Raw genomic sequence first — 12,365 nt, 5'->3', positions numbered from 1 at the left:
CGCACGGGTGACACGGGCGCACCAGGCAGCCCGCGGACAGGTCCCAAGGTTGTTCACAGGCACGCGCCCTAGCGTGGGTACCAGGCCGCCACCACCGCTGGAGGAACCATGACGACGGAGTCCCCTCACCCGGCCCCCGACCCGACTCCGGACGCGTCCGCCCGGGCGGGTGCGCCTGCGGGCACGCCTGCGGCAGGACCTCCGCCCGCCGGTCCGCACGCCGCCGGCCCACCACTCGCAGGGCCGCCCTCCGCAGGCTGGACGACGCAGCCGCTCCCCCCGCCCCCGTACCCGCCCCGACCGGCCCTCACGTCGGCGCCCGTCGGGTGGGTCATCGCCGCGATGCTCCTGTTCTGGCCCACCGGCATCCCCGCGCTGCTCGCCTCCCACCGGGCCGCACAGGCGTTCGGCGCGGGCGACGAGGCCGTCGCGCAGCGCGAGGCCGCCAGCGCACGCCGCTGGGGCATCGTCAGCGTCTGCGTCGGCGCGGGGCTCATCGTGCTGTCGGTCCTCGTGTCGATCGCGTGGCTCGTCCTCGCCGCGGTGGCCGTGCAGCGGTTCCACGACGAGACACCCTGGGACGACGGTCCGGGCTGGACCCAGAGGTCGGGCCCGGCCTTCCCGTTCGACGGCCCCGACCGCCCTGACCTGCACCCCCGCGGCGGCGGGCAGGGCTGAGGGATCCCGCGGGCGCTGCAGCGCCCGCCGCGCACGCCCGGGTGAAGGTCGCCGCGCCCGAGTGCGGGCCCACGGGCCTGCACCTACCGTCGAACGATGCTGGAACGACGTGCCACGGATCGGCCCGGCGCGCCGAGCCCGCCGGGGTCGGCGCCTGCGGCCGCCGCGCCGCGCACACCCGTGCGGGGAGCTGCGGCGCCACGCACCGCCGTCGTCGGCTCCGACGACGACCAGGGGACCGCGCTCGACGGCCGCTACCGTCTCGGTGACGTCGTCGGGCGCGGCGGCATGGCCACCGTCCACCGCGCGCACGACCTGGTGCTGCGGCGCGACGTCGCGGTCAAGGTCTTCTCGGCCGTCGACGAGGCCGACGACCTGTCGCGGCACGCGGCCGAGACCCAGGTCCTCGCCGCCCTCAACCACCCGAACCTGGTCACGCTGTACGACGCGGGCTCGCTGCCTGCGCCGCCCGGCCGGCAGGCGTACCTGGTGATGGAGCTCGTCGACGGGCCCACGCTCGCCGAGCGCCTGGCGGACGGGCCGCTGTCCGTCGAGGAGACGCTCGTCGTCGCGCACCAGCTCGCCGACGCCCTGTCGGCCGTGCACGACGCGCAGGTGGTGCACCGCGACATCAAGCCCGCCAACGTGCTGCTGACCTCCCCGACGAGCCTGCACGACCGCGACCCGCGGACCGCGCCGGTCGTGAAGCTCGCGGACTTCGGCATCGCCCGGCTCGCCGGCATGACGCGCCTGACCATGACGGGCGTCACGATCGGCACGATGCGCTACCTCAGCCCCGAGCAGGCCGCCGGCGGTCCGGTCGGTCCCCCGACCGACGTGTACGCCCTCGGTCTGGTGCTCATCGAGTGCCTCACGGGCGAACCGGCGTTCGCAGGCACGGCCGCGGAGGCCGCCGCGGTGCGGCTGACCCGCGGGCCGCACGTCCCGCCCCAGTCCGGCGAGGTGCTCGGGCCGTTGCTCGCCCGGATGACGGCGACCGACCCGGACGAGCGGCCTACGGCCGGCGAGGTCGCGGAGCTCACGGCTCCGGGCCGGCCCGTCGTGCAGCCGATGACCGCCGATCGCGCCGACGCCACGGCCGTCCTGCCGCTCGGCACGGGCACGCGCCCCGTCCCGACGGCTCCGGATGCCGCGCACCCGCACACGCGGCGGTGGCTCGCCGGGGCGGGAGCGCTGCTGCTCGCGGCGGGCGCGGTCGTCGTCGGGCTGCGGGCGTCGGGCGACGGCACGCAGGAGCCGACGGCGCCACCGAGCTACCCGACCGTCGAGGGGGACCTCGGGACCGCCCTCACGTCGTTGCAGCGGAGCGTGACGCCATGACCGGCCGGGCACGTCATCCGCTCGCCGCCGTCGTGCTCGCCGTCACGCTGGTCACCGCCGGCTGCGGCTCCCGCCCCGACCTCACGGACGACCGCGCCGCCACGCTCCAGGCCGCCGTCCTTCAGGTGACGTCAGCCGCCGCCGCCGGGCGCTGGGACGAGGCCGATGCCGCGCTCGCCGACACCCGCGCCCGCCTCGATGCCGGCGTGGATGCCGGTGAGGTCTCGACGGAGCGCTACCGCGAGATCGACCGGGCGCTGGACGGCGTCACCGCAGCGGTCGCGGCGGCGAAGGCCCAAGCCGCCGCGGCGCAGGCGGCTGCGGAGCAGGCGGCCGCAGCACAGGCCGCAGCAGCACAGGCGGCAGCAGCGCAGGCCGCCGCGGACCAGGCGGCCGCAGCACAGGAGGGTCCGCGGGGACCCGCGCCGAAACCGAAGGAGAAGGGCCCGGCGAAGCAGGAGCCAAAGGCCAAGGGCAAGGGCTGAGCGTCCCGCCCGCGCAGGCTAGCCGAACAGCGGGAGCGCGCGCGCCAGCAGCGCCGCGATGCCGAGGCCCACGGCGGTCCACGCGATCATGCTGCCGCCGAGGTACGCGACGAACCTCGCGCGGCGTCCGGGTTCCCACGTCGGAGCCGGCGCCCAGCGCACGGCGTGCGCGACGCTGCGGACAGTGACGGGGGCAGAGGTGGGGGCAGGCGTGGTGGCCATCGGAGCGCTCCTCGTGGGTGCACGGTCAGGGTGTCGGGGTCGCCGACCCGTCCATCGTCCCGCTGCCGTACGTCCGCCGGGTGGGATCTAGGGCCCATCCGGCGACGGCGGCGCCGCGTCGTCCTGCCGTGCGGCGCCCTCCTTGCTGACCCGTTCCCGGCCCCGCTGCACCGCCCCGACGAAGGCGCGGATGCCGAGGCCGAGGACCAGCAGGTCGAGCAGCATCTGGACCGTCACCATCATGCGAGCGGTCGGGCTGGTCGCGACGATGTCGCCGAACCCGACCGTCGCGAACACCGTGACCGTGAAGTAGAGCGCGTCGACCCGGGTGAGCCCGTCGCCCGTGAAGCTGTCGGGCTGCGCCTGCTCGAGCACGAGGTAGCCCGACGCGAACAGGAACAGGAACAGCGTCGCCGTGACGGTGAGCGCCTCGACCGCGCGGATCGCCGGATAGGGCGACAGGACCACGGAACGGATCTGGATCGCGGCCACCGCGAGCAGCGCGACCAGGCCGACGGTGAGCGAGAGCGGCAACGGCACGTCGGACAGCAGGTCGAAGGGGATGATCGCGAAGACGACCAGGATGAGGGCCACCGACCCGACGGACCGGAGCACGACCCCCGTCGCCCGGCGGGCCATGACGGTCCACCGCAGCGTGAGCGCCTCCTCGAGCCCCCCGGTCATGGCCGGGCCGTCCCGGTGGTCGCGCACAGCATCGCAGTCCTCCCGTCCGTCGGCCGCCTCCGACCGACGGTAGGCAGGCGGCGGGCGGCCGGCATCACACCCACCGGGTGACCCCGAGCTGCTGTCGTCGTCGGGCGAGTGTGTCGGGCCCGGATGCGGACGGCCCCGTGGGCGGGCAGCATGGGCCGGGACAGGTGCCCGCCCGTTCGAGCAGAAGGACGCGGTCCGGCCCACGCACAGCACGCGTCGGACGCCGTCCACCCCCCGGACGTCGGGCGGCCTGGCGCGGCGAAGGAGACCCGTGGTCCTCGACCAGGTCGTGCCGGAGCGTCCCCTCCCCGACTCCCCTTCCCCCGCGGTGGTCCCCCCGGTCCGCCTCGCGACCGTCAGGCCCGAGCAGCGCGTCGTCCCCGAGGCGGGTGGGCACGTCACGGTCCGCGTCGTCGGGTTCGACGAGCGCATCCGCGCGACGGCACCGGGCTGCGACCCGCTCGGCCGGCTCTCGGTGCGGCTCGTCCGCGACACCGACCACCTGGTCCGCGTCCTCGACCTGACCGGCGACGAGCTGGGCACGCTGCCGGAACCCTGGAACCTGCACATCGAGCGCGAGCTCGCCCACTGCGAGGCGGACGGCGTCGAAGCCGTCGCGCGCGCCACGCTGACAGGCCCACGGGACGCGCGCGACCTCTGCGTGCTCCTCGGGTGGCCCGGCGGCCGACGGCACGCGTTCTGAGACCGGAGGCAGTCATGACCGACCAGCCCGACGACGTCCGGCCCCTGCCGGACTCCGCACCGGTGACGGGTGAGCCCGACGAGGGCGACAACCAGGACGTGCCCGCGCGCAAGATCTACCCGACCGACCCGACGGGCGCCGACCCGGCGCCGCGATGACGACCGGGCCGGACGCTGCACGTCAGAACACGGGCTTGCCACCCGTCACGCCGAGCACGGTGCCGGAGACGTAGGACGCGGTCCTCTCGGCGGCGAGGAAGACGAACGCCGGTGCGACCTCGGCGGGCTGCCCGGCGCGGCCGAGCGGCGTGTCGGACCCGAACTTCTCGACCTTCTCGGCCGGCTGCGTCGCGGGCTGCAAGGGCGTCCAGATCGGGCCAGGTGCGATGGCGTTGACGCGGATGCCGCGGGGCCCGAGCTCGGCGGCGAGGTTCACGGTGAGGTTGTTGATGGCGGCCTTGGTCGACGCGTAGTCGAGCAACGACGGCGACGGCTGGAACGCCTGGATCGACGAGTTGTTGACGATCGCGCCGCCGGAGCCCATGTGCTCGAGAGCGGTCTGCGTGACCCAGAACAGCGCGTAGAGGTTCGTCTTGAACGTGCGGTCCAGGTCGTCGGTCGTGATGTCCGCGACGGACTCGCGGCGAGCCCACTGGAACCCGGCGTTGTTCACGAGCACGTCGAGCCCCCCGAGCCCCTCGACCGCCTGCCTCACGGCACCGCGGGCCTCGTCCTCGTGCCGCAGGTCGGCGGGCACCTGGACGCAGCGGCGCCCCGCCCGCTCGACCCAGCTCGCGGTCTCGTCCGCGTCGACCTTCTCCTCGGGCAGGTAGACGATCGCGACGTCGGCGCCCTCGCGTGCGAACGCGATGGCGACCGCGCGCCCGATGCCGGAGTCGCCACCGGTGATCAGCGCCTTGCGCCCCTCGAGCAGACCGGTGCCCTCGTAGGTCGACTCCCCGTGATCAGGCGCCGGGTCCATGGGCGGGGTGAGGCCGGGGGGCTCCTGCTGCTGGGCCGGGAACTGGGTGTCGGGATCGGGCATGACGCACTCCTGCGCGAGCGTCCGGGGCACCTGCGGTGCCCGTCGGTGCCGGATCCTTCAGCCCGTCGAGCCTCTCACCGACGCAGCCGCGCCGCGCGGTGTCCGTCGGGCGCGACGGGATGTCGGCCCGTCCGCCCTGCGTACCGCCCGCACGCGCTGCATGATGGCGCGAGGACAGGAGGCCGGCCGGTGGACGTGCACCTCATCGACGAGCAGGGCGTGCGGACGTGCGACGTCGAGGAGATCCCGGCGCTGCTCGCCGCGCGGCACGGGCTCCTGTGGGTGGACGTGCCCCAGTGGGACGCGCAGGCGGAGGACGTGCTCGGCCGGGTGTTCCACCTGCACCCCCTCGCGCTGCGTGACTGCGCGGTCCGCAACCGCCTGCCCAAGGTGCACGCCTACCCCGACGTGCTGTTCCTCGTGCTGCACGCCCCCGAGCGCGGCGAGGGCGGGCACATCCACCACGTCGAGCTCGACCGGTTCGTCGGGCCACGGTTCCTCGTCACCGTGCACGGGCCCGTCAACCCGGCGGTGCCGCGGGACGTGTCGCTGCGGGACACGCGCGAGGTGCTCGAGCGGATCCGGTCCGGGCGGCTGCGCCCGCGCACGTCGTTCGACATCTCGCACGCCATCGTCTCGACCATCACGCGGCGCATGGAACGGTTCGTCGAGACGCTGACCGAGGACGTCTGGGAGCTCGAGCAGCGGGTCACGGCCGACTCCTACAGCGACCCGGAGCGCTTCCTCGACGAGATGTTCCGGACCCGGCACGGGCTGCTGTCGGTGAAGACGATCGCGACGCAGACCGCCGAGATCTACCGCCGCGTCGCTGGTCTGTCAGCGGTTCCTGAGGAGAGCCGGCACCTGGTGGGTGACCTCATCGACCAGTTCGACCGGATCGCGGGGCTGGCCGGCGAGGAGAAGGACTACCTGCAGGGCGTCATCGAGTTCTACCGGACGCGCACGGACACGAAGATGACGATCGCCGCGGAGCGGCTCGCGGTGATCGCCGTCGTGACGCTGCCGATCACCGCCCTCGCCTCGGTGCTCGGCATGAACTTCATCGTCAACCAGCACACCATGGTGCTCGGGCTCACCGTGTCGCTCGTCACCATGGTCGCGATGTCGTTCGGGCTCCTGTGGTGGGCCCGTCGCATGGGCTGGTGGTAGGGGCGCCGCCACGGCGCCGCCCGGCCGCGTCAGGCGGCGGTGCGCCCCGCTCGGCCGCCGCGCACGGTGGTGCCGTCGGGCACGAGCGTGTCGGGTCCGACGTGCGCCCCGGGCTCGACGACCACGCCCGCCCCGATCTTCGCGCGGCTGTCGATGCGCGCACGGTCGCCCACGTACGTCCCGGGTCCCAGGTGCACGTTGCCGCCGACGCGCACGCCGGCGCCGACGTTCACACCGTGGTCCACCCAGCTGCCCTCGCCGACGGTCGTCTGTCGGCCGACCTGGGCGCCCTCCTCGACGTACGCGTTCGCCGCGATGGTCGCGTCGGGGTCCACGACCGCACGCGGGGACACGAGCCCACCGCCGTTGGGGTGCCGGTCGTAGTGCACGACCCGCCCGTCGTCGGCCTCGAACTCGACCCGTCCAGCCTTCCTCGCCATGCCACCCTCACTTCGCAAATGATTCTCAGGTGACATAACGGAACCTGCCCCCTGCAGATTCCGCAACGGCTCGGTTACCGGGGGTCGCTCGGCATGAGGATCCAGAGGATCGGGTACACCAGCAGCTGGCTGCCCGGGATGAGCATGAGCAGCAGCACGAACAGCAGCCGGGCGGGCCACGGCGAGATGCCGAACCGGCGACCGAGCCCCGCGCACACGCCGCCGAGCACCCTCCCCTGCCAGGGTCGCGCCAGCCCGCTGCGCGCCATGCCGTCGTGGATCTCGCCCATCGTCCGTTCTCCTTGTTCGTCGTGACCGACGCCCGTGCGGCGTCGACGTGCCCCACGATGCCGCCACGAGCCCGCCCTGCACATCGGGGACCACCCCCGGACCGCCCCTGAACGACCCCCGACCTGCTCGGGGCCGGACCCTGGTCCGACATCGGCGCGCGCCCACCGGACAGTCGTCGCCCACCGGCGCCCGACCCGCGATGATCACGTCGTGCCTGGCATCCGCATCCCGCACCGTCCCGACGTCGAGCGGACCCACCCGTGACCGCGCCCACGCCCGACGGAACCCTCCGCCGCCGCCTCGGCCTGTCCGACGCCGTCGTCGTCGGACTCACCGCGATGCTCGGCGCGGGCGCGTTCGGCGCATTCGGCCCCGCCGCCGCAGCGGGCGGCGCAGGCATGCTCGTCGGCCTCGGCTTGGCCGCGGTGGTCGCGCTGTGCAACGCGACGTCGTCGGCCCGTCTCGCGGCCGTCCACCCCGAGTCCGGAGGCACCTACGTGTACGCCCGGCACCGCCTCGGGCCGTTCTGGGGCTACCTCGCCGGGTGGTCGTTCGTGGTCGGGAAGACCGCGAGCTGCGCCGCGATGGCCCTGACGTTCGGCGCGTACGCGGCGCCGGGCCACGAGCGGCTCGTCGCGGTGGTCGCCGTCGTCGCCCTCACGGCGGTCAGCTACCGCGGCGTCGAGCGGACCGCCCGCGTCGGCCGGGTGATCGTGGTCCTGACGCTGGCCACGCTGACGGTCGTCGTGGTCGCGGCGCTCGGCGGCGGCACCGCCTCCGGCGACCACCTGCTGCCGTTCCCCGGTGCCGACGCGCGCGGGATCCTGCAGTCCGCCGGCCTGCTGTTCTTCGCCTTCGCGGGCTACGCGCGCATCGCCACGCTCGGCGAGGAGGTCCGCGACCCCGCGCGCACGATCCCTCGCGCCGTCGCCGTCGCCCTCGGCGTCGTCCTCGCGGTGTACGCCGTGGTCGCGACGAGCGCACTGCTCGCGGTCGGGCCCGATGCGCTGGCCACGAGCAGCGCACCGCTGCGCACGGTCGTCGAGGCCGGCTCGCTCGCCGGGCTCGCACCGGTCGTCCAGGTCGGCGCCGCCGTCGCGTCGCTCGGGGCCCTGCTGGGGCTCGGGCTCGGCGTGTCCCGCACCGCGCTCGCGATGGCCCGAGACGGGCACCTGCCCGGCACGCTCGCGGCCGTGCACCCGCGGTTCCGCACGCCGCACCACGCGGAGCTCGCCGTCGCGGTCGTCGTCGTGCTGCTCGTGCTGGCCGTCGACCTGCGCGGGGCGATCGGCTTCTCGTCGTTCCTCGTGCTCACGTACTACGCGCTCGCGAACGCCTCGGCGTTGCGGATGCGGTCCGACGAGCGTCGTCCGGCCCGCTGGGTGCCCGCGCTCGGCCTCGTGGGCTGCGCGGCGCTCGCGCTCACCGTGGTGCCTGCTGCCGTCGTCGGCGGTCTCGTGGTGCTCGCAGCGGGCTGCGTCGCCTGGGCCGTCCGGCGTCGCTGAGCTCAGGCGAGCAGGAGGTCCGCCAGACCGACCCCCAGCGCCGCCGCGGCCACGGTGACGACCAGCGAACCGAACGCGTTCACCAGCGCCCTCCGGTACGCGCCCGACTGGGCCAGCCGGACCGTCTCGACCATCGCGGTCGAGAACGTGGTGTACCCGCCGCAGAACCCGGTGCCGGCGACCACGAGGACAGACGGCCGGATCGCACCCGTCGCGAGCGCACCGCCGAGGAACCCGAGCAGCAACGACCCGGTCGTGTTGATGACGATCGTCGCGAGCGGCAGCCGCGTCGACCACCGTCCCCGGAACCACCCGTCGACCACGAACCGCGTGGCGGCTCCCGCCCCGCCGAGCAGGGCCATGAGCAGCACCGTCACCGGTCCGCCTCCGCGTCGCGCGGTCGCCGCAGCCGCGCCGCCAGCAGCACGCCGAGCGTGCACGTGACGAACCCGAGCACCACGCTGCCGACCCCGTACGCCGCGGCGAGGCGCAGGTCGCCTCCCGCACCGAGCTGCTGCACCTCGAGCGCGAGGCTCGACCAGGTGGTGAACCCGCCGAGCACCCCGGTGCCCGCACCGAGCCGGATCACCCGTCGGCGGCGGTCCTCGGCCCCGGCGCGCACCAGACCCTCCAGCAGCACGCCGAGCAGGAACGCGCCCAGCAGGTTCTCGGTGAGCGTCGACACGGGCAGGCCGCCCGCCGGGTGCGGGAGCACCTGGTTCAGCCCGTACCGTGCGAGCGTGCCGACCGCGCCGCCGGCGGCCACGACCGCGACGAGCCGCAGGTCCGTGTGGTGGGGGCGGCCGCTCATCGGACCGGTCCGTGGTGCACCGGGACCACGAGCACCGGCCGGTCCTGCGTGTGGGCGAGCCGTCCCGCCACGGACCCGCCGACGACCTCTGTCATCCACCCGCCGAACCCCGGCCGGCGCGTGCCGACCACGATCATCGGGGAGTCGTGCGCCTCGGCGGCGGCGTGCAGCCCTCGAGCGGTCTCGCCCGCCGCGTACTCGAAGCGCCACGAGATCCCGGTGCCGGCGAGCCGATCGCGGACCTGCGCGAACAGCGCGGCCTCGACGGGGCTGCCGTCGACGTCATCGTCCCGGTCGGGGTCGACGGGCGTCGTGTCCCACGTGCCGTCCTCCTCGACGGTGACGACCACCTGCGACGGGTCGACCCACACGCACACGAGCCCCGTGCCCAGAGCCCGGGCTAACCCGGCGGCCTGCGCGACGACCGTCGGGGGCTGGTCGGGCTGCACCCCGACCACCAGCGGCCGGGTGGGCTCGGGGCCCGACCACGGTCGCGGTCGTGTCCGGCTCATCGTCGCCTCCTCGGGTCAGGCGGCCGACACCACCGCCGGGCCGGACGGGCCGCAGGGTCGGGCTCGCCGGGTGTCGTCGCCACGGGCGACTGTACGACGGCGCGCGAGGGCCGCGCGGCTCCCGGGCCGCCCGCGGATGGCGGCGCTGGCCGACGTGCGGTAGCGATGGGCGGGTGCGCACCACCATGACCGACGTCGGCGAGGCCCGCGTGCACCACGCGGAGGTCGGCGCCGGGACGCCGGTGGTCGTGCTGCACGGCATGGGCGTCGACCACCGCGAACCGGCCGCGGCGCTCGAGCCGGTGCTCGGCGCCCGGACCGGGTACCGCCGGCTGTACCCCGACCTGCCCGGCATGGGCGGCACGACCGCGCCCGCCTCCGTCGCGAGCTCCGACGACGTGGTCGCGCTGCTGGCCGACTGGCTCGACGCGACGCTCGGCGACGCGCACGTGCTCCTGGTCGGCCACTCCTACGGCGCGTACCTCGCCCGTGTCCTGGCGGGCCGGCGCGCCGGCCGGGTCGACGGACTCGCCCTGCTGTGCCCGGCGGGTGCGCGGTCGCGCGACGTGCCCGCGCGGGTGGTGCTGCACGAGGAGCCCGGCGCGGACGACGGCCTCGACCCGGCCGCGGCGGAGCAGTACCGCGACTACTTCGTCGTCCGGACCGCTGCGACCCGACGCCGTTTCGACGAGGCGGTCCAGCCCGGAGCGGCGTCGCTCGACCTGCCCGCCCTGGAGCGCATCGCCGGCCCGTGGGAGCCCGACGAGACCGGCCTGGCACCGCTCGAGGTCCCGGTCCTGGTCGTCGCGGGGCGCCAGGACTCGAGCGTCGGGTACGCGGCGGCCTGGGACCTCGTCGAGCGGTACCCGCGGGCGACGTTCGCGGTCCTCGACCGCGCCGGGCACGCCCTGCTGCACGAGCAGGGCCCGCTGCTCGGTGCACTGGTCGACGAGTGGCTGGACCGTGTCGAGGAGGACCGCGCGACGCGGTGACCTCAGACGTCGAGCAGCTCCAGGTGCACGCCGACGGTGTCGCCGACGCCGATGCCCTGCGCGGCCCGGATCGCCTTCTTCACCGGCAGCACGTACGTCCCCGCCTTGTCGTCCGGGAAGATCGAGGTGGTCCAGACCGACGTCCCGACGGACACCCGGACCCGCAGCGACCCGAACCCGCGCGCGACCCCGGCACCACGTTCGAGCACCTCGTCCGCGACGTCCGTCGGCAGGCTCACGAACGTCCACGTGTCCGTCCGGCGCGCGTCCCACACCCAGAGCGGCGCCGTGAAGTCGTACGCCGTCACGCGGCCCGCTCCAGGAGCGTCACGACCTCGTAGTGCGTGCTCTGCGGGAACATGTCGAGCAGCCGCGCCCGCGCCGGCCGCAGCGACGGCATGGCGCTCAGGTCGCGGGCCAGCGACGTCGCGTTGCAGCTCGAGTAGACGACCCGGTCGACCGTCGACCGCTCCAGCCACCCGGCCAGCTCGGCGCCGATCCCCCGCCGCGGCGGGTTCACGATCACGAGGTCCGGCTCGCGGTCGGCGCCCACCGCGAACGCCGTGGCGTCCCCCACCTGGAAGTCGAGCCGCGTCAGGTCCGCCTCCCGGCGGCTCGTCTCGGCGCTCGTGACGGCCTCCGCGCTCGTCTCGATGCCCGTCACGTCGCGCGAGCCGTCGGCGCAGTGCAGCGCGAAGCCGCCGACGCCGCAGTACAGGTCCCACACCGACGACGGCGCGAGCTCGTCGACCCAGTCGCGCGCCTGCCGGTAGAGCGCCGCCGCGACCTCGGTGTTCGTCTGGAAGAAGCTCTGCGGCCGCAGGTGCATGTCGATCCCGTTGAGCCGCATCGTCAGCGTGTCCTGTGCGGTGAGCACGATCTCCCGGTCCCCCTCGAGCACCGCCTTGTGCTCGGGCTGCAGGTTCACCGAGACCACGCGCAGCGCCGGCAGCACGGCGAGCAGCCCGGGCAGGTGCTTGCGGATGCGCGTCACCGCCTCCTGCGACCGCAGCACGAACCGCACCATGAGCTCGCCCTCGGGCGACTGCGTGACGAGCAGGTGCTTGAGCTCCCCGGCGCGACGCCCGATGTCGTAGGGCTGGATCGCGGCCGTCGTGACGAACTGGGCGAGCACCGGGAACGCCGCGCGCAGCCCGTCCGGGTACAGCCCGCAGTCCCGCAGGTCGACGCCGACGCCGTCCACGTCGACGATCCCGAGGGCGGGCGCCTCGACCGACCCGGTGACGACCATCTTGGCCTTGTTGCGGAAGCCGGACTCCGCGCTCGTCACCGGCGACGACCACACGAGGTCGGGCCGCTCGCCCAGCAGGTGCCGGCAGTGCTCCTCCTTGCGGGCCACCTGCTCGCCGTACGGCTGCCCCATCCACGTGCAGGAACGGCACAGCTCCGCGTCGAAGTAGGAGCACCGCATGCCGACGAGTCTAGGTCGCGGGTAC

Annotated in this window: 18 protein-coding genes; 8 read left to right on the top strand and 10 right to left on the bottom strand. The window is 74.8% G+C overall.

Annotated elements, in window-relative coordinates; genetic code table 11:
• Positions 1-108: 108 nt before the first annotated feature.
• From J7523_RS07610 to J7523_RS07600, 3 genes are all read left to right on the top strand, one after another.
• Positions 109-678 (top strand): CD225/dispanin family protein, encoded by a 570-nt coding sequence (locus tag J7523_RS07610; RefSeq protein ID WP_291884374.1) that lies wholly within the window; start codon positions 109-111, stop codon positions 676-678.
• 96 nt (positions 679-774) lie between these two features.
• Entirely contained in the window at positions 775-2,019 is a 1,245-nt protein-coding gene (locus tag J7523_RS07605; RefSeq protein WP_291884372.1) for a serine/threonine-protein kinase, read from the top strand.
• On the top strand, positions 2,016-2,504 hold the full coding sequence (locus J7523_RS07600) for a hypothetical protein (RefSeq protein WP_291884369.1): 489 nt from the start codon (positions 2,016-2,018) through the stop codon (positions 2,502-2,504). The genes J7523_RS07605 and J7523_RS07600 overlap by 4 nt, the downstream gene beginning before the upstream one ends.
• Positions 2,505-2,522: 18 nt before the next feature.
• Here the strand turns inward: J7523_RS07600 and J7523_RS07595 are convergent, their stop codons facing one another.
• The gene (locus tag J7523_RS07595) at positions 2,523-2,726 is read right to left on the bottom strand and encodes a chemotaxis protein CheW (RefSeq protein ID WP_291884367.1); all 204 of its coding nucleotides are present in this window, start codon (positions 2,724-2,726) and stop codon (positions 2,523-2,525) included.
• 87 nt (positions 2,727-2,813) lie between these two features.
• Positions 2,814-3,410 carry a potassium channel family protein gene (locus tag J7523_RS07590; protein WP_291884364.1) on the bottom strand — a complete coding sequence of 199 codons (597 nt, stop codon included), beginning with the start codon at positions 3,408-3,410 and terminating at the stop codon, positions 2,814-2,816.
• 301 nt (positions 3,411-3,711) lie between these two features.
• Between J7523_RS07590 and J7523_RS07585 the strand changes: the two genes are divergently transcribed.
• Entirely contained in the window at positions 3,712-4,143 is a 432-nt protein-coding gene (locus tag J7523_RS07585) for a hypothetical protein (RefSeq protein WP_291884361.1), read from the top strand.
• 14 nt (positions 4,144-4,157) lie between these two features.
• Positions 4,158-4,301, top strand: coding sequence for a hypothetical protein (locus J7523_RS07580; protein WP_291884359.1), 144 nt, complete (start codon positions 4,158-4,160; stop codon positions 4,299-4,301).
• 22 nt (positions 4,302-4,323) lie between these two features.
• Here the strand turns inward: J7523_RS07580 and J7523_RS07575 are convergent, their stop codons facing one another.
• Positions 4,324-5,187 carry a glucose 1-dehydrogenase gene (locus J7523_RS07575; protein ID WP_291884356.1) on the bottom strand — a complete coding sequence of 288 codons (864 nt, stop codon included), beginning with the start codon at positions 5,185-5,187 and terminating at the stop codon, positions 4,324-4,326.
• Positions 5,188-5,376: 189 nt separating this feature from the next.
• On the opposite strand from J7523_RS07575, the gene J7523_RS07570 reads away from it, so the two are divergent.
• Positions 5,377-6,357 (top strand): magnesium transporter CorA family protein, encoded by a 981-nt coding sequence (locus tag J7523_RS07570; RefSeq protein WP_291884355.1) that lies wholly within the window; start codon positions 5,377-5,379, stop codon positions 6,355-6,357.
• Positions 6,358-6,386: 29 nt separating this feature from the next.
• Here J7523_RS07570 and J7523_RS07565 read toward each other — a convergent pair whose 3' ends face one another.
• Together J7523_RS07565 and J7523_RS07560 are read right to left on the bottom strand one after the other, a co-directional pair.
• Positions 6,387-6,797, bottom strand: coding sequence for a transferase (locus tag J7523_RS07565; RefSeq protein ID WP_291884353.1), 411 nt, complete (start codon positions 6,795-6,797; stop codon positions 6,387-6,389).
• 74 nt (positions 6,798-6,871) lie between these two features.
• Complete coding sequence (locus J7523_RS07560; protein WP_291884351.1) at positions 6,872-7,087, bottom strand: PspC domain-containing protein; 216 nt, start codon at positions 7,085-7,087, stop codon at positions 6,872-6,874.
• Between the two features lie 261 nt (positions 7,088-7,348).
• On the opposite strand from J7523_RS07560, the gene J7523_RS07555 reads away from it, so the two are divergent.
• Positions 7,349-8,593 carry an APC family permease gene (locus J7523_RS07555; protein ID WP_291884349.1) on the top strand — a complete coding sequence of 415 codons (1,245 nt, stop codon included), beginning with the start codon at positions 7,349-7,351 and terminating at the stop codon, positions 8,591-8,593.
• A gap of 2 nt (positions 8,594-8,595) precedes the next feature.
• Here J7523_RS07555 and J7523_RS07550 read toward each other — a convergent pair whose 3' ends face one another.
• The 3 genes from J7523_RS07550 to J7523_RS07540 are packed head-to-tail and all read right to left on the bottom strand — an operon-like array spanning position 8,596 to position 9,916.
• Positions 8,596-8,970: a CrcB family protein gene (locus tag J7523_RS07550; protein WP_291884348.1), complete on the bottom strand. Its 375-nt coding sequence runs from the start codon at positions 8,968-8,970 to the stop codon at positions 8,596-8,598.
• Positions 8,967-9,404: a CrcB family protein gene (locus J7523_RS07545; RefSeq protein ID WP_291884345.1), complete on the bottom strand. Its 438-nt coding sequence runs from the start codon at positions 9,402-9,404 to the stop codon at positions 8,967-8,969. The genes J7523_RS07550 and J7523_RS07545 overlap by 4 nt, the downstream gene beginning before the upstream one ends.
• Positions 9,401-9,916, bottom strand: a complete 516-nt coding sequence (locus J7523_RS07540) for a universal stress protein (RefSeq protein WP_291884342.1) — start codon at positions 9,914-9,916, stop codon at positions 9,401-9,403. The genes J7523_RS07545 and J7523_RS07540 overlap by 4 nt, the downstream gene beginning before the upstream one ends.
• Before the next feature lie 173 nt (positions 9,917-10,089).
• Between J7523_RS07540 and J7523_RS07535 the strand changes: the two genes are divergently transcribed.
• Positions 10,090-10,908, top strand: coding sequence for an alpha/beta hydrolase (locus tag J7523_RS07535; protein ID WP_291884340.1), 819 nt, complete (start codon positions 10,090-10,092; stop codon positions 10,906-10,908).
• A gap of 2 nt (positions 10,909-10,910) precedes the next feature.
• Here the strand turns inward: J7523_RS07535 and J7523_RS07530 are convergent, their stop codons facing one another.
• Both J7523_RS07530 and rlmC read right to left on the bottom strand, forming a co-directional pair.
• Complete coding sequence (locus tag J7523_RS07530; protein ID WP_291884337.1) at positions 10,911-11,216, bottom strand: DUF1905 domain-containing protein; 306 nt, start codon at positions 11,214-11,216, stop codon at positions 10,911-10,913.
• Complete coding sequence (gene rlmC / locus J7523_RS07525; protein WP_291884335.1) at positions 11,213-12,340, bottom strand: 23S rRNA (uracil(747)-C(5))-methyltransferase RlmC; 1,128 nt, start codon at positions 12,338-12,340, stop codon at positions 11,213-11,215. Before rlmC ends, J7523_RS07530 begins: the two co-directional genes overlap by 4 nt.
• Between the last annotated feature and the right edge of the window lie 25 nt (positions 12,341-12,365).

The organism is Cellulomonas sp., assembly GCF_017744555.1.
Classification (GTDB): domain Bacteria; phylum Actinomycetota; class Actinomycetes; order Actinomycetales; family Cellulomonadaceae; genus Cellulomonas.
The sequence above is the reverse complement of the archived record's forward strand: the minus strand, read 5'-3'. Positions and strand labels throughout refer to the sequence as shown.

Bases quoted from the DNA above. Each gene is read 5' to 3' on its own strand.
- J7523_RS07575 (WP_291884356.1), bottom strand. From the start codon at position 5,187: ATGCCCGATCCCGACACCCAGTTCCCGGCCCAGCAGCAGGAGCCCCCC.
- J7523_RS07595 (WP_291884367.1), bottom strand. From the start codon at position 2,726: ATGGCCACCACGCCTGCCCCCACCTCTGCCCCCGTCACTGTCCGCAGC.
- J7523_RS07590 (WP_291884364.1), bottom strand. From the start codon at position 3,410: ATGACCGGGGGGCTCGAGGAGGCGCTCACGCTGCGGTGGACCGTCATG.
- J7523_RS07600 (WP_291884369.1), top strand. From the start codon at position 2,016: ATGACCGGCCGGGCACGTCATCCGCTCGCCGCCGTCGTGCTCGCCGTC.
- J7523_RS07610 (WP_291884374.1), top strand. From the start codon at position 109: ATGACGACGGAGTCCCCTCACCCGGCCCCCGACCCGACTCCGGACGCG.
- J7523_RS07580 (WP_291884359.1), top strand. From the start codon at position 4,158: ATGACCGACCAGCCCGACGACGTCCGGCCCCTGCCGGACTCCGCACCG.
- J7523_RS07605 (WP_291884372.1), top strand. From the start codon at position 775: ATGCTGGAACGACGTGCCACGGATCGGCCCGGCGCGCCGAGCCCGCCG.
- rlmC (WP_291884335.1), bottom strand. From the start codon at position 12,340: ATGCGGTGCTCCTACTTCGACGCGGAGCTGTGCCGTTCCTGCACGTGG.
- J7523_RS07540 (WP_291884342.1), bottom strand. From the start codon at position 9,916: ATGAGCCGGACACGACCGCGACCGTGGTCGGGCCCCGAGCCCACCCGG.
- J7523_RS07565 (WP_291884353.1), bottom strand. From the start codon at position 6,797: ATGGCGAGGAAGGCTGGACGGGTCGAGTTCGAGGCCGACGACGGGCGG.
- J7523_RS07560 (WP_291884351.1), bottom strand. From the start codon at position 7,087: ATGGGCGAGATCCACGACGGCATGGCGCGCAGCGGGCTGGCGCGACCC.
- J7523_RS07545 (WP_291884345.1), bottom strand. From the start codon at position 9,404: ATGAGCGGCCGCCCCCACCACACGGACCTGCGGCTCGTCGCGGTCGTG.